This window comes from Longicatena caecimuris, from assembly GCF_018406465.1.
Lineage (GTDB): Bacteria > Bacillota_I > Bacilli_A > Erysipelotrichales > Erysipelotrichaceae > Longicatena > Longicatena caecimuris.
This window is the reverse complement of record NZ_AP024510.1, coordinates 1,022,943-1,046,171: the sequence shown is the minus strand read 5'-3', so window position 1 is coordinate 1,046,171 and position 23,229 is coordinate 1,022,943. Positions and strand designations below refer to the sequence as shown.

Genomic DNA, 23,229 nt, shown 5'->3' with positions numbered 1-23,229 from the left:
CCGTTTCTCCTTTATGTAATCGTATTATAGCATTTCCCTTTGTTCTTGCAAACTACTTTTCTTTTTGTAAGGAACGCTTTAGTAAATAAATAATCAGCTTCATTACCAAATTCACGCTTAAGATCACAATAGAGATAAAAGCCGTTGCTTCAATGAGTGATTGTGAATCAAATTGTGGAATCAGCAAAGATAATGGCATATTACGGAAATTTGCCAAAAAAGACACCGCCGATATGGTAACCATACAATTCACAAAGATATAAGAAAACATTTCAATGATGGTTGCTTGCGTACATGGAATATATACATCTTTTAACATTCGCAGTTTAGAAATCCCCATCGTTGCTGAGATATCTTCCAAATTGCTGTGAAACTGCTGTAAGGAATTATAAGCAAGCAAGTATGGATTGGCGAAAAAATGCGTAATATTGACGAGTACCAGAATGGAAAGTCCTCCATAAAGTAGGCTTCCTTTATAAAACAGCACATAGCTCAAACCTAAAACCACACCGGGAATGGCCAGTGATATCATGGAAATCAGATGCAGCGCCATATTGGAAAAGCTATGATGGCTGCGGGCGGTAATAAATGCCGTAAAATAGGTTAAGCACACACCAAGGATACTGGTCAATAAGGCAATTGCTAACGCATTTTTAAGATACATGCGAACTCCCAGATCAAAAGCCTGTACTACATTATCCAAGGAAAAACTCATATCGGTAGGATATTGTTTGACAAAGGATAAAATGGCGAAGGTGATAATCGGCAAAGAGATAAACACCACCGTGGCAATGCAGATAATATAGGCAATGCGATCACGTTTGCGATTAGGTGTTATGACATAGTTTCTTGTAACCGTAGAACTATTTCCTTTATTATCATTTTTAAAATCAATGATAAAGGCGATAAAGGCCGGTATTAACAGCAATATCCCAATGATGGCCCCTTTTGAAAAATCAAGCAAGCCGATTACTTCTCGATACATATAAACCGGCAATGTCATGGATTTCCCACCAACAACCAGCGGTACTCCATAATCGGTAAAGATCATGGTAAAAACAGAAAAAATCACACTGATCAAAGGGCCTTTCACATTGGGCAAAGTAATTGTAAGAAACTGTTGTTTCTTACTTAGTCCTAAAACAGTTGCCGCCTCATAGGTCGTATAATCCTCATATTGAAAGGTATCACACAGCATGAGGAAAGCAACAGGAAAGGAGTATAAAATAGAACCTAAGATAATGCCATTATATCCATATAAATAAAACTTCATATGCAAAAGATTACTAATGAGTCCGTTATCGCCAAATAATAACACCAAGCCCATGCCATGAGAGATGGAAGGTATGAGCATCGGTAACGTAAATAAAACGGTAAATATGGAACGATACCGAAGATTGGTACGATTCATGAACCAGGCCAAAGCAAAGGCTAGTGAAACAGAAAAGATCGTAGCCAGTGTCGTCGTTATCAAAGAATTTATCAACATCGGCGCGAATTGCGGGCTGTGGATGACCTTACTGATATCTTCTCCATCAATATGAAAAAACAAAGTGAAAAGAGGCAGTAATACAGAAAAACATAAGAAGATGAGCACCAACAGCTTACCTGCGCGAAAGCCTCTATTTTTCATAAACATTCTTCCCTGTGCACACACACAACGATGCTAACTTACTATCTAAATGAGCAATGACAAAATCTTTGATATAATCATTTGCCGGATGTTCATAAATATTTCTCGGTGTATCGATTTGTTCAATATTGCCTTCACTCATGACCATGATGCGATCGGATAAATAAAAGGCCTCTTCCTGTTCATGGGTAATAAAGATCATTGTCGAGTTAAATTTTTTCTGAATATCCTTTAATTCCTTTTTCATGACCTCGCGCATGCTGACATCCAATGCGCTGATAGGCTCATCCAATAATATAATCTTAGGATTTAAGGCAAGCGTTCTGGCAATCGCTACACGCTGTTGCTGCCCACCGGATAATTGGGAAGGACGTTTATCAATCTGATCCAGCATACCGATTGCCTCTAAGGTGGACAGAGCAATCTTACGACTGTTTTGCTTCAAATCAGCACGCAGTTTTAAGGCATATTCCACATTTTCCAAGACACTCATATTCGGGAATAACGCATAGTTTTGAAAAATGATGCCCATTCCACGTTCACTTGGCTTTAAATGTGAAATATCTTGAGCGTCTAATAAGATTTCACCATCATCTTGTTTCTCCAAACCAATCAGAATACGCAATAAGGTTGTCTTTCCACAGCCACTTGGTCCTAATACACTTAAGAATTCTCCTTCTTTTACAGCAAAGGAGATATGTTTTAAAATATCCTTTCCGTCAAAGTTTTTATATAGATCTTTAACGATGAGTTTTGCATCCTTTAGTACTTCCATACTTCTAACAACCTTTCTTTTTCATGTATATCTTCGATTCCCGTCATATCCGCATAAGGAATATGTTTCGGATAATTGGGTATTGTATTTTTTTGATGCTGCAAGATCTGCTCCGGTGAGAAATGTTCCTTATCATATAATAGAAAATCATTTATGATAAAATCAAATACACGTTGTACATCGGCATCATTGCTGCTATGTTTCATCATGCCAGTGCCAGTCAATGAATATGGAGAACCTTCTTTCGGATAGACAATTTGAAATGGTGAACCTTCATTGATCTGATTTACTGCTTGAAAAGTCAGCCCTAAACCGATTCCAATTTCGCCCTGTATTAATAATTTAATAGGTCCACTGCCACTTTCACTAAATTGCTTCACATTATATTCCAGTTTATCAATATATGCTAAGGCATTCGCTTCTCCCATGGTATTCACCAAATTCTTATAAAAGAAATAGCCGGTACCACTGGATTTCGGATCGGGCATGGCGATAAGATTATAATATTTGCGATCTAACAGCTGTTCATATGTTGTCGGAATAGGAAGATGGTGTTTTTTTAAAACTTCGGTATTGATAATGAAAGCCCCTGCCTGACGTTCCCAGATTACATAGCGATTATCAAATTTATCCGGTTGTAATTCACGCAGATAAGATAATTTGCTATAACCTTTGATATCCGCTAATTCCTCTTTGATTTTTTCCATATAGCTGGATTCCAATCCTACGATGATATCGGCATCACTTTGATCCTTTTCCACATAGATTTTTGCTGCGGCTTTGGCGGTTGGCACATACATCACCATGGCATGCAGATCAGGAAATTGTTCATTCAATTGTTTTTGCAATTCTTCCCCACGAAATTGTTCCATGGAAGAATAAATAATGATGGTTTCTCTTTCCTGACGAATGCTCAGCAACAGAATTGCCGTTATTAAAAACAATGCCACGATTGCCTTCCTCATCTTTCCACATCCTCCCTTTGTTCAAGTTATATTCATTTTAGCATACAAAATGAACAAATCAACCTTTTAATTCTTAATTTTACTTCATATTACTTCCAATGATTTTACATAAATTGAACAATCCATAATAATGAAAACGCTTTTTTGATCTTCCTAGAGAACAATTGTTGCAATAGCAAGCTCATAGCGAATGCCTTCAGATTGAGATTCGTGATAAGAAAAATCCCTTATCTACTTTTGCATGAAGACCATCGTAGCATACATACTAACCTTAGAAGGAGGGTAATCCTATGAAAAAAATTTATACAGTCTTTCTCATGGTGTTATTTTTATTTATCTTAACACCTGTACACGCAAAAGATACGCAGAACATCCTCATCACCGGAAAGCATCTTCCTTATATCATGGTAGCCAGTATGCAGGAAGATGATTCTATGGATATGTACCTTATTCCAACATCTTTGACCTTACCGCTTTCGCAAAACCCCCAACAGTTGCGGCCATTAAATCAATACGATAAGCAAGAAGAGATCAATCGCATACGTGAAGTGATTCAACAATTCTTTGAGCTTTCCATCACCAATACCGTGTATTTACATATGGATACTATTCAAAAAGATATGGGAGTCGCTTATAATGAACAAACCTTTTCTGATGTAAAACATATGACCGCTTATTTCGCAAAGGTAGTCAAACAATTAAAACTCTCGATGATTTTTCATGCGTCTGATTATCTAGAGGATGATTTGAATATCAGTGATTATTATGCATTCTATAAGATATTTCACGATGGTCATCCAAAAATACGCTATCATTATGTAAATTATCTGTATATTGATCCTACCGTCTGCTATCCATTAGATAATCAATTTTCATAAGTTTATCTTTCACATACAGATGGTAAAGTAAGATTGGGTAAAAACGGAAGTTGCCTTTCTCTACTAGTTCTTGCTAACATCCATAACTCCTCCATCATAAAAGGAGCTATGGATTTATTTTTGCACATCTATTTATTTTCTCATGAAAAAAATTAAATTTTTTTTAAATTTCTGCTTGCATTTTTTGTATTTTATTATATAATGTTATAGCACCGATGATGTGGGGCAATCAAAAATAAATATAAGGTTCCGTAGCCAAGTGGTAAGGCAATAGACTGCAACTCTGTGATCATCGGTTCAAGTCCGATCGGAACCTCCATTACTTGGGGTAGTGGCGAAATAGGCAGACGCAACGGACTTAAAATCCGTTGGGAGTTAATCCCGTGCGGGTTCAAGTCCCGCCTTCCCCACCAACATACGAACTAGCCTTTGCAAAAAGGCTTTTTTTATGTTTTACCATTTCAAAAAAAAGCATAAAGTCGTTTGCTTTATGCTTCCTATACCATGCAGACAAACATCATTTTTCATATGCTTGCATGGTTTTTTTATGCTTTCCACATCAAGTGATATACCTGAGCATTCGTTTCTGCATCGTTTTCTTTTGCTAAAATAGCAAAGTGTTCCCTTTGATAAAAACGCAATGCTTTTTCATTCTTTTCATATACATGCAATTGTAAAATTGTTTTGTGTTTTTTTAATTCATCCATTAACTTCTTTCCAATGCCCCTATTTTGCATTGCTTCATTTACAAAGATACCCGCAACATACGTATCCTGTAATCCGGCAAACCCTACAACAGCACCATTCTCCTCATATACATATACCTCTGCTTCTTGTATGGCTTGAGAAACCATCGCATACTGTTTTTTCCAATAGGTAGGTGATAGAAAGGAATGCGCTGTTAGATTGCCATGTAGCCAAATATCCATAACAACGTCATGGTCCATAGCTTCCATTTTTCTTATCATACTACTTCCTCCTGTAAGATAGGCATGCCATCGCTTGTTTTTTATGTGCAACTCTTGTTTAATCTATGATTTCTTTGATACTTTGTATAGTATCAATACGCAGCATGCGCACGATTGTTTTTCGTTTTGTCATGGTTTCTATTAACAACCATTCATCATCTAAATCACATAAAACACCTTCAATGCTATACATCGCATCTAGTGATGCCAGTGGTTTTTTTAAGATGATCGAGCAATTCTTCTTAAGATATTGCGGCAATATGGCTTGATAATTTAATGATGGTTGATCTTTTACAGTCTGTTTTTCCTTTTCCCCATGTGTCACTGTTTTCATAAGATAGCACAATAACACAAGGATGATTAGCAATAAAAATATTGTCATGCTGCTTCCTCCACGATCATAAAGCCATGGATAGCCCTTGTATCAATAAGTTTTATCAATGTTTCTTTTTTGAAAAAAGTATTGCTTTTTCCTCTTGTATAAGCCACTCGTATCCATTCCTTCGTAACCTCCAGCACCTTTGCTTTCTCGTTATAGGAATTCAGCATGTAATCAAAATCCTCACAATCTAAAATAACCGTCTTTCCCTGTAAAGCCTGTAACACATGCAAATCCTTCTTTGTTTTTTCTTGAGCTAGTATCTCTAATTGGTTATCCGCAAGATCGTCTAAAGAAATATGATAGATAGCCGCTAATTCGATAGCTTTATCAAAAGTCGGTGCACTTTGCCCATTTTCCCAGTTCGATATGGTTTGTCTTGTTAAAGAAAGCAAATCGGCTAGCTCTTGCTGACTATAACCACTTTTTTTACGCAATGCAATTAACTTATCTTTTAACATCGAATACCCCTTTCTACGTTTTGTGTGGTTCTATTATAGCGATTGTGCTAAAAAAACACTAGCAAAAATCTTTGGCATTTGGGCAAATTTCAATAACATTGCCTAAGCTACTGCCCCTTAAGCGTTATTTTAACAATTTCAGAGGTTGTTCCTATACGTATTGGCAAGCCCCAAGTACCTGCTCCGCTGCTGACAATCATCGGATATGGCTTTTGATAAGTTCCATAATCATAAGGATATGCCAACTTTGTAAAGAGAGTATTAGGAAAGATCTGTCCCTGATGCGTATGCCCGCTGACTTGTAAATCTATCGCATGGACATCATCAAAGCATGGTCGATGATCGATAACGATAATTGGCTTGTCTGCTTGACAGGATTTTATAAAGGTGGCAAGCTCCATACGTCTTTCCTTTTTGTCCTTGCGTCCAATCACATAAAACCGATGATCTACGAAGGCTGTTTCATCTTTCAGGATATGAATGCCACTTTGTTTCAAGAGGGTTTCATATGCTTTACGATTCTTACTCAGCAATTCATGATTGCCGGGACTATAATAAATTTTATCATGAAAGGAAGCATTACGACATTTCATACAAAAATACTGTAAGTCAGTAATTGGCGTTGCTTCGTCAAAGAGATCTCCTGCCACTAACAAAGCATCCATTGGCTGCTTTTCTAACATCGCAAACATTTGATCCATACGTTGCTTGTCCACTCCACTTCCTAAATGCAAATCACTAAGTAAATAAAACTGCAGATCTTTCACTATGTTCATTTTCGCAGTTACACTATAGCTACGCAAGACAAGCGGTGCTGCCTGCCGATAACCGATATACACAAACAATGCAGTAAAAAGAATACATCCTCCTAGAATATATCGCAAAGATAACTTATAAGCCCTTCTTTTTTCTAACAAAAAGGCAATCCCCTGCATGAGGGCAAATAGTATGAACCATACCAGCACAATTGTTGATATAAGTAGGATCCATGCACGTAAAGATTCTTGCTGCAAACGATAAAATTGATTGCTGAAGCGATAAAATAAAATACCATCACCACTCACTAACAACACTTGCAGGCACCGATAAAAAAAGCCTTGTATTTGTTGATGTATCCATCGCAATTGCAGATAACTCACAAGGCACACCAACAATCCCATCCCAGCTAAAAACACACCCATCATGATTTTATCCTTCTTTCGTCTTTTGTCTATTATCATAGCACATTCTGATAGAAAGCACAGGTTTACACACAAAAACAGTGTGTATCATTATAACATTAGACAACCAACGATAATAGTATTACAAATGAAAACGTTTACTACACTTTCATAATTTACATGGTCCAAACGGTTGAAGTTACAAAAAAGCTGTGTTATCATACAAATAGTTGAATAGTCAACCATTTGGAGTGATGACATGGAAAGCAACAATTATTTATTAATGAATATTTCCATTCTTTATCGTTGTGGGCAAAAATATTATGATAAACAGTTAAGTGATTATGATATCAATGCCGGACAGCTTCCTTTTCTGATTCTGATTTATGAAAATGAAGGAATCAGCATGCAGGAACTGGCAGTGAGAGGATGTTTTGATAAAGGTACCATTACCAAAAGTATTGGTAAATTAGAGGATGCCGGCTATGTTCGATCTTGTGCCAGTACGACAGATAAAAGAGTGCGCTTGCTCTATACAACCGATCGTACAAAAGACATCATTTCAAAGATTTATCTCATTCGACGAGAATGGTGGGAACGCTTGACTCGCGACATGAGTGCGAGCGAATGCGCGAATACAGAAGCTTTGCTAGATGCTTTAACTGAAAAAGCTAAGCAGTATGATGCCATGGAAGATGAAAAAGAAATTAAGCTCTTTGGCTTGCAGAAATTGACTCTGTTGGATTATCCGCAGAAGATGGCAAGCACGATTTTCACCGGTGGCTGTAATATGCGCTGCCCGTTTTGTCAAAATGCCGATTTGGTCTTCTTGAATGAGAATACCTCGCAAATACCTACCAAAGATATTATCGCTTTTTTAAAAAAGCGCCGCAGTGTCTTAGAGGGTGTCTGTATTACCGGTGGTGAGCCTTTATTAAATGATACCTTAGAATCTTTTTTAAGAACCATCAAAGAATTAGGTTACCAAATAAAGCTAGATACAAACGGCAGTTATCCAAAGCGTTTAAAAGAACTCGTCGAGAAAAAACTGATTGACTATGTCGCAATGGACATTAAAAATTGTCTAAAGCGTTATCCTGAAACAACCGGCATTCACAATTTTGATGTGACACCGATCATAGAAAGTGCCGCATATTTAATGGAAGATCACATTCCTTATGAATTTCGGACAACAATTGTAAAAGAGCTTCATACCTTAGCCGATGTGCAGGAAATCGGAAAATGGCTCAAGGATGCCAGAGCGTATTATCTGCAAGGCTTCGTCGATAGTGAACGAGTAATTCAAAAAGGGCTACACGCTTACGATGCCCAAACCATGAAACAGTTACAAGAAGCTGTTATTCCATATATTGCAAATACACAGCTTAGAGGCTTGTAAAGGAAAGGAAGAAAATTATGTACAAAGTAATTAAAAGAGATGGAAAGGTTACCGATTTCGATATCGCCAAGATTACCATAGCCATCACCCAGGCATTTGAATCTGTCCAGCGCCAATATCATCCAAGTGTTATTGATATGTTGGCATTGCGCGTCACCAGTGATTTTGAGCCAAAAATCAAAGAGGAACGCATTCATGTCGAAGACATTCAGGACAGTGTAGAGGATGTATTGATTCAGGCAGATTATGCCGATGTCGCAAAATCTTATATCCTGTATCGTAAACAGCGTGAAAAGATCCGTAATATGCGTTCGACGATCTTAGATTATAAAGACTTAGTTGACAGCTATGTAAAAGCAACCGATTGGCGTGTTAAAGAAAATTCGACGGTCACCTATTCCGTAGGCGGTTTGATCTTAAATAACAGTGGTGCCATTACTGCTAACTATTGGCTTTCTGAAATCTACGATGATGAAATTGCTAATGCTCACAAGAATGGTGATCTGCACATCCATGATTTAAGCATGTTAACCGGTTATTGTGCCGGTTGGTCATTAAAACAATTGATTCAGGAAGGTCTTGGCGGTGTGGTTGGCAAGATTACCTCAAAACCGGCTTCTCATTTAGCAACGCTTTGTAACCAGATGGTAAACTTTTTAGGCATCATGCAAAATGAATGGGCAGGTGCACAAGCCTTTTCTTCCTTTGATACGTATTTAGCGCCATTTGTAAAAGTTGATAACCTTGATTATGATCAGGTAAAGAAGTGTGTGGAATCCTTCATTTATGGTGTTAATACCCCTAGCCGTTGGGGCACACAGGCACCTTTCTCTAATGTCACCTTAGACTGGACCGTTCCAAATGATCTGGCTGAAATGAACTGTATCATAGGCGGCAAAGAGGTAGACTTTAAATATAAGGATTGTAAAAAAGAGATGGACATGATCAATAAAGCCTTTATTGAAGTCATGCTGGAAGGTGATGCAAACGGACGTGGTTTCCAGTATCCAATCCCAACCTATTCTATCACCTCTGATTTTGATTGGTCAGATACCGAAAACAATCGTTTATTATTTGAAATGACAGCGAAGTATGGTACTCCTTATTTCTCTAATTATGTAAATAGTGATATGGAACCAAGCGATGTACGTAGCATGTGCTGCCGTCTGCGTCTGGATCTGCGTGAATTACGAAGAAAATCTGGTGGATTCTTCGGTAGTGGAGAGAGCACAGGTTCTGTTGGTGTTGTAACGATCAACCTACCTAGAATCGCCTATTTAGCTAAGAACAAAGAAGAATTCTATAATCGCTTAGATCATTTAATGGATATCAGCGCACGTTCTTTGAAAACAAAACGTACGGTTATAACCAAATTATTAGATGAAGGTCTGTATCCTTATACAAAACGTTATTTAGGCACTTTTGAGAACCATTTCTCAACCATTGGTTTGATTGGTATGAATGAGGTCGGCTTAAATGCCAACTGGCTGCGAAAAGATCTGACCCATAAAGAAACACAGGAATTCGCAAAAGAAGTTTTAAATCATATGCGTGAACGTCTGGTGATCTATCAGGAAGAATATGGTGATCTATACAACTTGGAAGCAACACCTGCTGAATCAACGACCTATCGTCTTGCAAAACATGATAAAGCACATTATCCAGATATCATTACCGCAACAGAAGAAGGCAATAGCCCTTACTATACCAATAGTTCACACTTGCCGGTAGGCTTTACGGAAGATATCTTTGATGCTTTGGATGTACAGGATGAATTGCAAACATTATATACATCAGGAACAGTATTTCATGCCTTCTTAGGCGAGAAACTTCCAGATTGGAAAGCAGCTGCATCTTTGGTACGCACCATTGCCGCAAACTACAAACTGCCATATTATACTTTATCCCCTACGTATTCCATCTGTCCAAACCATGGCTACATCACCGGTGAACAATACACTTGCCCTCACTGTGGTGCTAAGACCGAAGTATGGAGCCGTATCACAGGGTACTATCGACCAATCCAGAACTGGAATGAAGGTAAATCCCAGGAATATAAAGAACGTAAGGAATATGATATCGGCCACAGCGTCTTAAAAGGAAGAGATGTGTTCGCCCCTCACAAAGATGAGGAAGTGAAAAAACCAGAGGTACAATCTAAAAAAGTCATGCTCTTTACCACAAAGACATGTCCAAATTGCAAGATTGCTACCACATGGTTAGAGCAAGCAGGCATTCCTTATGAAAAAATTGATGCTGAAGAGAATCAGAAGCTGACAAAACAATATAAGGTCATGTTAGCTCCAACCTTGATTGTTGCCGATGAGCAGGACTATCAGGCATATGCCAATGCCAGCAATATCCGTAAGTTTATCGATGCTCAAAAATAAAAACACTATCCTTGTAAAGAGCTTTGCTCATCATAAATAAAAAGAAAAAAGAAGGTTGCAACTATTGTATAATTGAACAATAGCTAGTAATCTTCTTTTTCAATACCATCCCTTTACACATAAACATTTCATAATAGGAAAACATCTTTACCATATAAAAAGAACCAATCGTTTCTTTTTATGCTTTTTCATTATCGTTTATCCTACATGCATATCCTCTTATGGCTATAGTAAATCTTCCAATGCTTTTTGATTTAATAACACCAGATTATGTCCATCAATGCGAAAATATCCTAAAGCTTCCATACGCTTGATTTCTTGGTTCAGAGAAGAACGTGAAACGCGCAAGGTATTTGCCCACATCGTTTGTGACTTTGGCAAAGGAATGTGTTCATTTTGCGAAAGATTATTCATGCCAATCAGCCAATACGCGACACGCTCTTGAATTGTCTGATAATTCAAGCAATTTAGCAACATCTGATTCTTTAATCCACGTTTTGAGATATAGAGCATAAAGGAATACATCATTTCGGAATCATCCTGTAACATACGCTCAAAAACAGAAGTCGCTATCCATGCAACTTCTGTTTTCTTAACCGCTGCCAATGTATACGTATATACTTTTTTACCAGTGAAGTAGAGAAATTCGGGAAACACATCACAATCTTCAAAGTAAGCACTACACAATTCACAGCCATTTACGGTATACAGATTTGCCTTTAAGATACCATCCACCACAATCCCAAATTCTTCAATCGGTGTTCCTGTTGGATGAATGATTTCTGCTGTTTTATAACACTGATAACGAAAGGCCTTCCCATATACGGGATGATGTAAACAGCGATATGCGAAAGGTGTCTGTTGCGATATACGGTTTTCCAAGGAAGTCTACCTCCTGCCTCATGTAGTTTTATGCAAATGCCTGATCTAAGAAATCACAGACATCATCGTAATCCCGTTCTCCATTAAAGCGTTGTACTTCTTTTCCATGACGATAGATTGCCACAACAGGAATACCCTGTACATGACATGCATCCACAATGTCCTTATTTTCATCCACATTGACATAGCGGATATGGAAACTACTGTTAAATTCATCCTGCAAAGCTTCCTCTAATACCGGATGTAACGCTTTACAATGAACACAACGTTCAGCACCAAACAAGACAAGCACTGGTTTATCATTTATCTTTAATACTTTTTCATTCCAATCCGCAAAGCTGTTTACCGGTTCAAATAAATCCGTATCTACGCTAAATACTTTTTCACGCTTGCTCATGTCTTCTTCATCATCGGTCGCAACACAAAGAGCTACATCCTGATAATAAGGTAAAGTTCCCTCTACATCAATAATCTTCTTAGCACCAAAGACACCGGCATTTGGTACACGATAGGTAATATTATCAATTTTAGGAATCACAACTTCCTGTGGTGTCGGTTCTTGTGGTACATAGCTATATGGATAACGATATGCACGATAGATCATATTATTCTTTGGTCCGGTTTCATTATGTGTATAATATGGTGAAATCCATTCCCAAACAATCTCATGCTCTGCCGTTACTTCTATTATACGACCATCGCTGCCTTCTGTCACTAGGGTATTTCCATTTGGCAAACGCTGGGCACTGGATACATAAGGACTGTAAAATTTACTAGCATCGGTAGGAATGGCATGACCGAGTTCTTTTGGTGTCAATTTCCAAACAACTTCCAATGTGATTGGATTGAATTCTAATACACGGCTATAATCGCGCAGCGCATTTTTCGTTCCGTTTTTAGAGCCTGGATTAGGAACGCCATAGCCGCCCCAACCACCATTGTCAAATACTAACAAGTTGCCTTCACCAGGAAGTCCTTTGGGAATCATGTGGAAGTGATGTTGTCCAATAATCCAACCTAATTTTTTCAATTCCGGTGTTGCGTTGAAATCAGGACCGATGCGCCAAACAATCTTACCACTTTCCTTATCTAAGATTGCTAAAATGTTAGCTTCACGGCAATCAAAGATGATATTGTTTGGTTTAAAGCGCTGATCTCCTTGATCGTACCATTTATTAGGTCCAAGATAACTCATGCAATTCACATGCAAATAATCACCGACACCGCCATCAGATGAACGCATATTCGGATCTCTGGAAAGGATATTTAAGGCTGCTTCATCAAAGCCTAATTCATCAAAGTGATCGGTAATTGACCATTTCCATAAGATATTACCTTCCCAATCGACTTCGATCATACAGTCATCCAATAGCTTTTTATCTGAGATTTTAGGATTATGCACTGTTTGATGTACGAGAATCAGTGTATTCCCTTCTAATGGTTTGGCATCCATGCCTGGCACATAATAGCCGACAGGATTTCCTTCTCTTTGATAATCGTGATGTTGACGTGCCATCCAGCGATGATCTCTGCCCGGGTCATTGATTTCTTCAAATTTATCAAATTCCCATACGATATTTCCATCATAATCAATCTCAATCAGGTTAACACCATCCTGCATACCATAGTCTGGATGACGGTAACCGGAAAGGCCAATCACATAACCTCCTGGTAATAATTTTGGTGGCATGGCATGCATATTCCAACGACGGATTTCATTTCCATTCATATCAAACAACAAGACACCATCATTGATCAACGGTACGATCGTATACCCACTCCAACATTTTTTTGGATCATAAACAGTAACTCCATGAGGGAAAACACTTGGCTGTCCCATAACTCATTCCTCCATTCTTTCTTTTATTCATCAGCATTCTTCGCTGTATGAGCCATTTTTCTATTTTCTTTATAAAGATTCTTCGATGCGTTCTACTTGGCCGTTTTCATAATAAGCGGCTGCTGGTACATTGTGCATTTGCAAGCGTTCATACAATAAGCTTTGGCGTGTGATATCCTGACGTATGACATGATAAGTTTCACCAAGCTTTTCTTCCATCTTCGTAAGAACATCAATTTGAGCACTATCATATGGATTGTAGAACAGAAAGGCTACTTTACCACTGTCTGGTGTTAGGATTGCATCAATCTGTTTCTTTTCTTTCACATAGCGCTCACTGGCCGTTGCCGCAATCGCACCATCGGCGGCCGAAGTTACAACCTGTCGTAAGAAAGTTTGGGTACAATCCCCAATTGCATAAATACCAGGTACATTGGTTTCTTTCTTTTCATTTACCTTGATATACCCTTTCTTATCACAGGCAACCAAGTCCTTTACAAATTCCGTTTGCGGTACCATACCGACAAAGAAGAAAATACCATCGGCTTTTACTTCCTTACTTTCATTGGTGACAACATTCTTGATGACTAAACTTTCTACTTCCTCTTTCCCCTTAATTTCTTGTAAGGTAGAATTCCAAACGAAGTGAATCTTTGGATTATGGAAGGCGATTTCTGCTGCGACTTCATTACAATCAAGATGTCCTTCTTCATGTAAGACGATAATGGTAACTTTACTTGCAAAGTTTGTCAGATAATCGGCTTCTTCAATTGCCTGATCTCCGGCACCCAACACATAAATTTCTTTGCCTTTAAAGAATTCTGCATCACAGGTTGCACAATAGGCAACACCATGTCCGGCAAATTCAACTTCACCGGGAATACCTAAGATTCTTGGTTTTGTGCCGGTATCTAATAACACGCACTGTGCTAAGAAATCTCCACGACGTTTGGTATGGATCACAAAGCTTCCATCCGCTGCTTTTTCAACGCCGGTAACCGTTGTACGTTTGAATTCATTTGTTGCATAGCTGCGTGCATGTTCCTTGAATTTTTCCATCAATCCGGCACCACTATCAGAAATTGTGCCCGGATAGTTACGAATCTCTCTGGTGTCATTGATTCTTCCACCATAGCTGCCTTTTTCAATCAGCAATGTCTTGCGCTGTGCGCGGCCTGCATAGATAGCAGCTGCTAATCCGGCAGGGCCGCCACCGATAATGACAACATCATACATTTCACTCATCTTTCACCACTCCTTTGCATATGCAAGCTATGTTTCACTTTTTCTCTATGTCTGCCCAGACCAAGTACGACCCAGGCGATACAGACAAGTGTTAACAACAAACAGTAATATGACGATATAAAGATTTGCCATGGTGTAACATTCGGCAGCATTGGATTTTTCGCTGTCATTTCCGCAACGACCGTTACGGCACCCATGACAAAGGCGGAATTGATTGGGACAATGGCAGTCACATTGGTTGCCATCGCAGTTAAGAGTATGCTTCTTCGACTGGCAGGAATCTCGGCCTTTTGACCGACCGTATCTGCCACATCTTTAAACATGATGATTGAAGGTAAGACGCAGCCTGCCAGTAAGACATTTACCACACCTACACCGATTGCGATAATGCCTTCTGCTCCTGCCGGCTTTTGAATCATCTTACGACTTAGCAAAAAGTCACAACATTTCTGCATCATGCCGCCTTCAACTGCTATCTGAATCAAACCATATAGCAAAATGGTAGATAGGATGATATCCGTTACGTTGGTAATACCATCGAAGAATACCCCATGCAGCTGTTGGGTCGTCGTATCAATGAAGAAGATATCCGACATTTGAAAAATGCCGGTTGCTAAACCAATGACGATACCGGTAAGGATACCGCCACTCACTCCCATGAATAAATCACTTGTCTTAAAACAAATTAGCAATAAGACAACGATGGGCAGCAGCATCCATAAGCCTGAATGATTAGAAAGCTTGCTTAATTCTGCTACATGCTCTACCGCACTTGTATCACTGCCTAAGAAATAAAAGAGAATCATGGAAACAATACCGGCGAAAAGGATATAAGGCAAACGTTCTTTCATCGTTTCGATTAAATCCGCACTCTTTTGGGTATGGGCATCGTGTTGCGAAGCAATGGTCGTATGGATGACCTGCGAACTTGGGGATAAAGCATCGCCAAAGAAGATGCCACTCATCATTGCCCCCAATAGAACAGCAGGATGAGCCCCTAGCATAATACCGGCTGGATAAAAGATCGGTACTACCGCTAATAACGCCGCAATCGGTGCACCTGCGCCCATTGAAATAATGCTGCAGCCAAGGAAACAAAAGACCACAAAGGCACCACCATGCAAATCTAAATGCAAACTGGCCCAGATAAAACCACCGCCGATGCCTCCTGTCACTAGCACCTTAGAAAAGATACCAATAACCATAAAAATCAGAATGAGCCGAGCATTTCCATACTGTGCTAATCCTCGTACGATGGCATTCCAATATTCCTTTTTCTTACGGCAAAACAAATAACCAATAAAGATGGAAACGATGGCCGCAAAGATCAGCACTTTCATAGAATAATACTGAAATCCTATCATGATAGCTCCTCCTAAAATCACATAAAGGAGAATAGGAATCATCGCAAATTCTTGACGACCGTAGAAGGTTAGGGATTTTGTCTGTTCGGCATTCATAATCGCACCAGCTCTCTTTTAACCAGTTCTATGATAACACTCTTATTTTTATAAAACATGTTGGATATCCAACACTTTTTTACATTTTGTGAATAAAATATCAATTATTTGTAAGCGCATACGGTGTAATTTCCGGTATGTCTCCATTTACCACTTGAATGACGATGGGAAGTTCCATTTTCGTCTTATATTCACTCACACTTAAAAACGTGATGACTTGCGCATCCACATGAATGACAAGAGAAATCTTAATCATCGTATTATTGATACCATAAGGCTTTGCCTCTGTTTTGATTTCTCCGGTGACATCGTTGAGCATCTTCATACGTATCTTAACCTTCGGTCCTTTATCATAAAACAAATAAGTTTTCGTAAAATAACCGATCGGTACTTCATATAAGATTCCATCTTCATAAAAGACCTCTTTCGTTGTCGGGTCTTTTTTTCCATCCTGCGCTGCCAATAATGATTCATCAATTGTATTTAAAGCGGAGTACAATAGCGCATTTAGTTTTGCCGAATCATACTCTACACTTGTAATCTGATTTGCGCTATTACGTTCCACGCGCAATAGATCTTCACTTTTATATTCCATATCACTTAATACCTCTTTCACGATATTATTGATAGCAAAACCGGTATGCTGCTTGGCAATCGCCTGTAGCTGAGGTTCAAAGGTATGGTGAAAAGCTGTTATCATTTGAAAAATGATCAATAGAAGAACGATAAAAAGAAGTAAAAGTTTCCCTTTTTTATATCGTTTGATCCTTACCTTCTTCACAAAGAATCACCGCATCTTTCGCTTTCATGCCGATGGTAACGCCTTTTTCCTTCGCTATGTGATTCATGGACATAATCTCACTATCTAAAATGCCGGCAAAGCCAAAGGTATAGCGACATAAAAGTACGGCTACCGGACGATTTAAACGTTCAAAATAGTCCATGGAGAAATTATCCTGTGCTAAGATCGTATGTGTAGAAATGATAAAATGAATCGGATATTGAGGCAGATTGATATAAATACCTGCGAAATGATACTGTCCTACCGTAATACTTTTGACTTCAACCATATACGCATTCCTCCTGTTGTATAGTATATGAAAAAACAAATAAATCTTGTCAGTGAGATAAAGGTAAACAAGTAACACGAGGACAATCGTATTTTGATCAGGCCTTTTTTAATTGCGAAAAAGGATATAAAAAAACACCGTCACATGAGACGATGTTAGGTTTCCATAACGTTCTTGATAAAACTTTATAATTCATCTAAGAAATCAAAACGATCTAACGTATTGCAATCAGAAATCACAACCAAATGATCCTGTGCTTCTATGCGATACTCGGCATCCGGACATACATTCAAATGTTCTTCTAAATAGCCACGTATTCCTACGACGTTAATACCATACTTACGACGCAGATCTAATTCAATCAATGATTTTCCTACCCATTGTTTCGGTGTCGGTATTTCCACAATACTATATTCACTGTCTAAATCAACAATATCAATGATATTTTTTCCTAAGACACTTTTCGCAACCTGTTCGCCCATTTCTTTTTCCGGACGGACCACTTTATTAGCTCCCAATTCAAGAAATATTTGCATATAACGTTTATTTTTCGCCTTGGCAACAATATAAGGAATACCTAATTCTTTTAGATTGATGATTCCCATAACACTTTCTTCCAAATGATTCCCCATACTGACAATTGCCACATCACAATCCTGAATACCGGCAGCTCGCAGCTGATCGATATCTGTGATATCACACTGCATGGCCTGTGTGACAATATCGGCCATACGATTCACACATTTAATATCGCTGTCTACTGCGATAACATCGCAATTATAACGACTTAATGTTTTGGCAACGGTTGAGCCGAAAATACCAAGTCCTAAAACGGCATATTGTCTGTCTGTATATTTTTTCATAGTTTTTTTCTCCTTTTAACCAACAATGATATTTCCATTAGGATAGGAAACCTTTGTACTTTTATCAAGGCCAGGTTTTGGTCTGGTAAGTGACAAGATCAGTGTCGAAATACCAATTCTTCCCACATACATCAATAAAATGATGATCAGTTTTCCACCTACTCCTAAAGTAGCCGTAATGCCTAAAGATGAACCAACGGTCGCCATAGCGCTCACCGCTTCAAAAGCGAGTGAGATAAAAGGTTTTCCTTCCACAATATTTAATAAGAAGATACCTGTTAACAGCGTTACCAGATTAATAAAGAAAATACCCATCGCACGTATAACAATACTGTTGCCAATCGTTCTGCGTAAGACAACCGTCTTTTCACGACCCTTTAAGGCACTTAACATATAAATAACGATAACAGCAATCGTCGTCGTTTTAATACCACCGGCGGTACCTCCGGGAGAACCACCAATGAACATGACGACCATCATCAAAAGATCGGTTGCAGGTCGTAAACCACCATAATGAATCGTTGTAAAACCGGCTGTACGCAATGCGATGGATTCAAACATCGCTGTCATTGTCTTTTCAAAGATATTGAAATCACCAAGCGTATGAGGATTAGTAAATTCTAACAGTAAAATAAGCAATCCCGGCACTAAGATCAGCGTCAGACTGACCGAAATAACAATTTTCGTATGCAATGATAAAGAGTGTTTAAACTTTTCAAAGCTAATTTGTCTTTTTACTAAAGGCTTGATCTTATCACGGATATCAAACCATACGGCAAAACCAATACCGCCAAGTACGATAAGTCCCATAATGGTGAAACACATGAGCGGATCATGGACATACTGTTGCAAACTAACTGATCCTAAGGTGTCAAAACCGGCATTACAGAAAGCCGAAACAGAAAGAAACACGGCTTTAAAACCGCCATCGAGTAAACCAAAACGTGGAATCATGCGAAAGGCAATCAAGATCGCCCCCACAGATTCAAAAAACAAGGTATAATATAAAATATCTTGCAGGAATTTTTTCATATTGACCACATGATCCTGATTCAGCATTTCCCGCATGACGATTTTTTCATTCATGGATAAACGATTGCGAATAATCAAGACGAAAACAGCCATAAAGGTCATCAATCCCAAACCACCGATCTGAATCAAAAGCAGAATAACGATTTGTCCAAATGTATTAAACGTATCCGCAACGGTCACCGTGGAAAGTCCTGTAACACAAGTTGCACTGGTTGCGGTGAATAATGCATCCAGCGGATGAAAAAAGCTTCCATTTTTTGTCGATATCGGCAACGTCAACAATAACGCCCCGCAAAGAATGACCAATAAAAAACTTGCGGCAATCTTTTGCGCAGGAGACATTTTTTTAAAGTTGAGCAGCGAATGTATGAAGTTCGTCATAGCTTGTTCTGACACCTTTTCCCTTCGTTAAATATCTATCTTAGAAATTAGCTTGAATTTCTTATGTTCTTGCTTAAGATGTATCATATTCATTTTACACATTTCCACATTTTTTACAACACTTGCATAAACAATTTTTATAAGAAATCGTTTATGGTTTAAGGAAATGTGCTTAAAAACTTCTCTTAAACATATAGAAAGTACTGTTCCTTATCCTACACTACCTTATATATATTTAAAAAAATTGCTACTATGATTTTAGCACACTCTGTTTCATAACAGGAGTTTTTTCTAAATATTGCCAAAAACAGGGAAACACCAGATAGAAAAAAGAGGATACCGCCTGGATATCCTCGATAAATTTCCTAATAGTTCTCGTTACGTACCTCAAAATAAGAGCGTGGATGATTACAAACCGGGCATACTTCTGGTGCTGTTTTACCAGTATGCAAATGACCGCAGTTTAAGCATTCCCAAACCGTTTCTTCACTCTTTTCAAAAACGGTACCATCTTCGATGTTATTCAATAATGCCGTATAACGTTGTTCATGTGTTTTTTCAATTGCCAAAACACCTTCCATTGTATCTGCGATATCATCGAAACCTTCTTCACGAGCTTCTTTTGCCATACGAGCATACATATCTGTCCACTCATAGTTTTCACCGGCAGCGGCATCTTTCAGATTCGTCACAGTATCAGGCATACCATCATGCAATAATTTAAACCATAATTTCGCATGTTCTTTTTCATTGTTTGCCGTCTGTTCAAAAATATTGGCAATCTGTACATAGCCGTCTTTCTTAGCCTTAGAAGCATAATACGTATATTTGTTTCGTGCCATGGATTCTCCGGCAAATGCTTCATTCAGGTTTTTTTCCGTCTTTGTTCCTTTTAAGTTCATTGGTAGATCCTCCTTTTCTTGATGATGGATACAACCATGTATATGAAAACACCTTCACACTTATACCTTTGGTTTCGCATCATCAGTTTCTATTCTTATTGTACTCTGTTTTTTTTGATTTTTCATCTTTTTTATGAAATTTTTTAACTATTTGTTATATTTCTTCCTTCCTCTGCAACGATATTTCTAGCATTTCTATAGCATTTCGCGATACTTATAAAAAAAGGCTATACAGTTTATTTTAGAAAATCTTCTTAATATCCCCTTTTATCTTATTTTTTTCATATAATCAGCGATTATTTTTTGAATAGGAACCATTATTTTAGAAAATTAATGAGAATTTTCTTAATTTTTTTGAATCTACTATACATATTTAAAAAAATAAAGTAAAATCAATACATAGGAGGATCAAACTATGACAGAAAAACACCCTTTTGATGATTTCGGTATCAATTTATTTAGTGAAAGCGTGATGAAGGAATGTCTGCCTCATCCCATCTATACAAAATGGAAAACAGCTACCCGCAAAGAAGATGCTTTAGATCGCAATACAGCCGATGCGATTGCCCATGCGATGAAAACCTGGGCCATGGAAAAAGGCTGTACCCATTTTACACATTGGTTTCAGCCTTTGACTGGTTCAACAGCAGAAAAACACGATTCCTTTATTGAACCAGGAGATCATAATCAACCCATTTCACGTTTCTCAGGAAAATCGTTGATTAAAGGGGAAGGTGATGCTTCTAGTTTTCCAAGCGGTGGCTTGCGGGCAACCTTTGAGGCACGCGGCTATACCTATTGGGACTGCACCTCTCCTGCGTTTATCAGAGATAACGTATTGTGCATTCCGACGATCTTTGTATCTTATAATGGGGAAACCTTAGATAAAAAAGCTCCCTTATTAAAGAGTGCGGAAGCCATCAGTAAACAGGCTACCCGCATCGTTAATCTGTTTAAAGATAAAGATATTAAACGGGTCAATGCCATGGTTGGCTTAGAACAGGAATACTTTTTGATTGATAAACAGCAATATCAAAAGCGTATGGATCTTATGCATACCGGACGCACCTTGTTTGGCTCCATGCCGCCCAAAAGTATGGATATCCGCGGTCATTATTTTGGCTCGATTCCTGAGCGCGTACAGGCGTTCATGAGTGATGTAGATAAAGAGTTATGGAAACTGGGAATCTATGCAAAAACCGAGCACAATGAAGTAGCTCCATGTCAATTTGAAATTGCCCCTTTATTTATTGATGTCAATGTCGCCATTGATCAGAATCTGATTATCATGGATGTCTTAAAGAAACAGGCTGATCGCCATGGCTTTGCCTGCCTGTTGCATGAAAAACCATTTCAAGGTGTGAATGGCAGCGGTAAGCACAATAACTGGTCTTTGGTCACTGATGATGGACAAAACCTGTTAGAACCCGGCGATCGCCCACATGAAAATATTCGCTTTTTGCTCTTTGTATGCGCCATTATTGAAGCTGTTGATACGTATCCGGAATTATTACGTATGGCAGCTAGCTGCTACGGCAATGATTATCGCTTAGGTGCCGATGAAGCCCCTCCGGCAGTTATATCCATCTGTATGGGAGATGAATTAGAAATCATCTTAGAAAAGCTGCGCAAGGGTGAACATGAATTAAAGAACGAAGTAGAAACACAACCTTATGCAATTGCCAATTTATCCTATGTGCCAAAGGATACCAGTGATCGTAACCGTACTTCACCATTTGCCTTCACCGGCAATAAATTTGAATTCCGCATGGTTGGCAGCAGCCGCAGCGCATCCACGACAAACATCATTCTCAATACCATTGTCGCAGATTCTTTAAGTCGGATAGCCGATGAATTGCAAAATTATAAATATATTGATGATATCCGCAAGAAATCCTTAACCATCTGCCGCAACATTTTACAAAAGCATCACCGTATCTTATTTAGCGGAGATGGTTACAGCGAAGAATGGCTGAAAGAAGCTGATAAACGAGGATTGCCAAACATTGCACATTATATTGATTCCATTCAAGCATTGATTGATGAGAAAGCCATTGCTATGTTTGAAAGAAACAAAGTATATAATGAATTGGAATTACAAGCCCGTGTCGATATTTTAACAGAAGAATACCGCAAATCAGTGAAAGCAGAAGTATTGACCTTGTTGAATATTTCTAAAAAAGAAATTCTGCCGGCTTTAGTAAAAGAAATCAAATTTTATAGTGATGCCCAGAATTCACTAGGAATAGAAAATGCTTATTATCAGCGAAAGATCAAACACCTGTTACAATTATTGCATGATTTTGATGAACATTATCACGAATTAAAGGAAAAAATGGAAAATCGCGAACAGCATCCGGAAAACCGTGCAAAAGCAAAATATCTGGATACTGTCGTATTACCTGCCATGGATGCTTTACGAACGGTCATTGACAATATTGAAGAATCAATATCCCGTGAACATTATCCATTCCCTACTTACGACGATATGTTCATGGCAATGTAGAACATTTCCTCAGAATTGAAAGAATGTTAAGGAAAGTCAG

The 23,229-nt window shown here is 38.4% G+C and carries 20 protein-coding genes and 2 tRNA genes; 6 read left to right on the top strand and 16 right to left on the bottom strand.

All coding sequences use genetic code 11. From position 1 onward, the window contains the following. Positions 1-52 precede the first annotated feature (52 nt). Genes KJS44_RS04815 through KJS44_RS04805 form a run of 3 tightly spaced genes read right to left on the bottom strand, consistent with a single transcriptional unit; the run spans position 53 to position 3,373 of the window. Positions 53-1,633 carry an ABC transporter permease subunit gene (locus KJS44_RS04815; RefSeq protein WP_017144611.1) on the bottom strand — a complete coding sequence of 527 codons (1,581 nt, stop codon included), beginning with the start codon at positions 1,631-1,633 and terminating at the stop codon, positions 53-55. Then, positions 1,623-2,408 carry an ABC transporter ATP-binding protein gene (locus tag KJS44_RS04810; protein WP_008689211.1) on the bottom strand — a complete coding sequence of 262 codons (786 nt, stop codon included), beginning with the start codon at positions 2,406-2,408 and terminating at the stop codon, positions 1,623-1,625. The genes KJS44_RS04815 and KJS44_RS04810 overlap by 11 nt, the downstream gene beginning before the upstream one ends. Next, entirely contained in the window at positions 2,396-3,373 is a 978-nt protein-coding gene (locus KJS44_RS04805; RefSeq protein ID WP_008689213.1) for an extracellular solute-binding protein, read from the bottom strand. Before KJS44_RS04805 ends, KJS44_RS04810 begins: the two co-directional genes overlap by 13 nt. A 290-nt stretch (positions 3,374-3,663) precedes the next feature. Between KJS44_RS04805 and KJS44_RS04800 the strand changes: the two genes are divergently transcribed. From KJS44_RS04800 to KJS44_RS04790, 3 genes are all read left to right on the top strand, one after another. After that, complete coding sequence (locus KJS44_RS04800) at positions 3,664-4,251, top strand: hypothetical protein (RefSeq protein WP_008689215.1); 588 nt, start codon at positions 3,664-3,666, stop codon at positions 4,249-4,251. 245 nt (positions 4,252-4,496) lie between these two features. After that, positions 4,497-4,570: transfer RNA gene (locus KJS44_RS04795), tRNA-Cys, on the top strand. A gap of 6 nt (positions 4,571-4,576) precedes the next feature. Then, positions 4,577-4,664: transfer RNA gene (locus KJS44_RS04790), tRNA-Leu, on the top strand. A 132-nt stretch (positions 4,665-4,796) separates the two neighbouring features. Here KJS44_RS04790 and KJS44_RS04785 read toward each other — a convergent pair. From KJS44_RS04785 to KJS44_RS04770, 4 genes are all read right to left on the bottom strand, one after another. Continuing rightward, on the bottom strand, positions 4,797-5,219 hold the full coding sequence (locus KJS44_RS04785; protein ID WP_008689217.1) for a GNAT family N-acetyltransferase: 423 nt from the start codon (positions 5,217-5,219) through the stop codon (positions 4,797-4,799). A gap of 58 nt (positions 5,220-5,277) precedes the next feature. After that, a complete protein-coding gene (locus KJS44_RS04780) occupies positions 5,278-5,601 on the bottom strand; it encodes a hypothetical protein (RefSeq protein WP_008689218.1) in 324 nt (107 codons plus the stop codon). Continuing rightward, positions 5,598-6,059 carry a helix-turn-helix transcriptional regulator gene (locus tag KJS44_RS04775; RefSeq protein WP_008689221.1) on the bottom strand — a complete coding sequence of 154 codons (462 nt, stop codon included), beginning with the start codon at positions 6,057-6,059 and terminating at the stop codon, positions 5,598-5,600. The genes KJS44_RS04780 and KJS44_RS04775 overlap by 4 nt, the downstream gene beginning before the upstream one ends. 107 nt (positions 6,060-6,166) lie before the next feature. Then, a complete protein-coding gene (locus KJS44_RS04770) occupies positions 6,167-7,243 on the bottom strand; it encodes a metallophosphoesterase (RefSeq protein ID WP_008689222.1) in 1,077 nt (358 codons plus the stop codon). 235 nt (positions 7,244-7,478) lie between these two features. Between KJS44_RS04770 and KJS44_RS04765 the strand changes: the two genes are divergently transcribed. Beyond that, entirely contained in the window at positions 7,479-8,618 is a 1,140-nt protein-coding gene (locus KJS44_RS04765; protein ID WP_008689224.1) for an anaerobic ribonucleoside-triphosphate reductase activating protein, read from the top strand. Positions 8,619-8,635: 17 nt separating this feature from the next. Beyond that, positions 8,636-11,008 (top strand): ribonucleoside triphosphate reductase, encoded by a 2,373-nt coding sequence (locus KJS44_RS04760; protein WP_008689225.1) that lies wholly within the window; start codon positions 8,636-8,638, stop codon positions 11,006-11,008. Positions 11,009-11,233: 225 nt separating this feature from the next. Here the strand turns inward: KJS44_RS04760 and KJS44_RS04755 are convergent, their stop codons facing one another. The 9 genes from KJS44_RS04755 to rbr all read right to left on the bottom strand — a co-directional run bounded on the left by KJS44_RS04755 (position 11,234) and on the right by rbr (position 20,683). Beyond that, positions 11,234-11,890, bottom strand: coding sequence for a Crp/Fnr family transcriptional regulator (locus KJS44_RS04755; RefSeq protein WP_008689226.1), 657 nt, complete (start codon positions 11,888-11,890; stop codon positions 11,234-11,236). Positions 11,891-11,918: 28 nt separating this feature from the next. Further along, complete coding sequence (locus KJS44_RS04750; protein WP_213540217.1) at positions 11,919-13,730, bottom strand: aryl-sulfate sulfotransferase; 1,812 nt, start codon at positions 13,728-13,730, stop codon at positions 11,919-11,921. A gap of 69 nt (positions 13,731-13,799) precedes the next feature. Next, a complete protein-coding gene (locus KJS44_RS04745; RefSeq protein ID WP_008689230.1) occupies positions 13,800-14,975 on the bottom strand; it encodes an NAD(P)/FAD-dependent oxidoreductase in 1,176 nt (391 codons plus the stop codon). Beyond that, positions 14,972-16,435 carry a Na+/H+ antiporter NhaC family protein gene (locus KJS44_RS04740; RefSeq protein ID WP_008689232.1) on the bottom strand — a complete coding sequence of 488 codons (1,464 nt, stop codon included), beginning with the start codon at positions 16,433-16,435 and terminating at the stop codon, positions 14,972-14,974. Before KJS44_RS04740 ends, KJS44_RS04745 begins: the two co-directional genes overlap by 4 nt. A 100-nt stretch (positions 16,436-16,535) precedes the next feature. Beyond that, positions 16,536-17,216 (bottom strand): sporulation protein YunB, encoded by a 681-nt coding sequence (gene yunB / locus KJS44_RS04735; protein WP_017144610.1) that lies wholly within the window; start codon positions 17,214-17,216, stop codon positions 16,536-16,538. Then, the gene (locus tag KJS44_RS04730; RefSeq protein WP_008689236.1) at positions 17,188-17,505 is read right to left on the bottom strand and encodes a hypothetical protein; all 318 of its coding nucleotides are present in this window, start codon (positions 17,503-17,505) and stop codon (positions 17,188-17,190) included. Before KJS44_RS04730 ends, yunB begins: the two co-directional genes overlap by 29 nt. Positions 17,506-17,690: 185 nt before the next feature. Further along, a complete protein-coding gene (locus KJS44_RS04725) occupies positions 17,691-18,368 on the bottom strand; it encodes a potassium channel family protein (protein WP_008689238.1) in 678 nt (225 codons plus the stop codon). Positions 18,369-18,383: 15 nt separating this feature from the next. Further along, complete coding sequence (locus KJS44_RS04720) at positions 18,384-19,796, bottom strand: TrkH family potassium uptake protein (protein ID WP_226896750.1); 1,413 nt, start codon at positions 19,794-19,796, stop codon at positions 18,384-18,386. A 350-nt stretch (positions 19,797-20,146) separates the two neighbouring features. Beyond that, on the bottom strand, positions 20,147-20,683 hold the full coding sequence (gene rbr / locus KJS44_RS04715; protein ID WP_008689243.1) for a rubrerythrin: 537 nt from the start codon (positions 20,681-20,683) through the stop codon (positions 20,147-20,149). Between the two features lie 415 nt (positions 20,684-21,098). Here rbr and KJS44_RS04710 point away from each other — a divergent pair, with 415 nt between their 5' ends. Then, on the top strand, positions 21,099-23,189 hold the full coding sequence (locus tag KJS44_RS04710; RefSeq protein WP_008689244.1) for a glutamine synthetase III family protein: 2,091 nt from the start codon (positions 21,099-21,101) through the stop codon (positions 23,187-23,189). Positions 23,190-23,229: the final 40 nt, after the last annotated feature.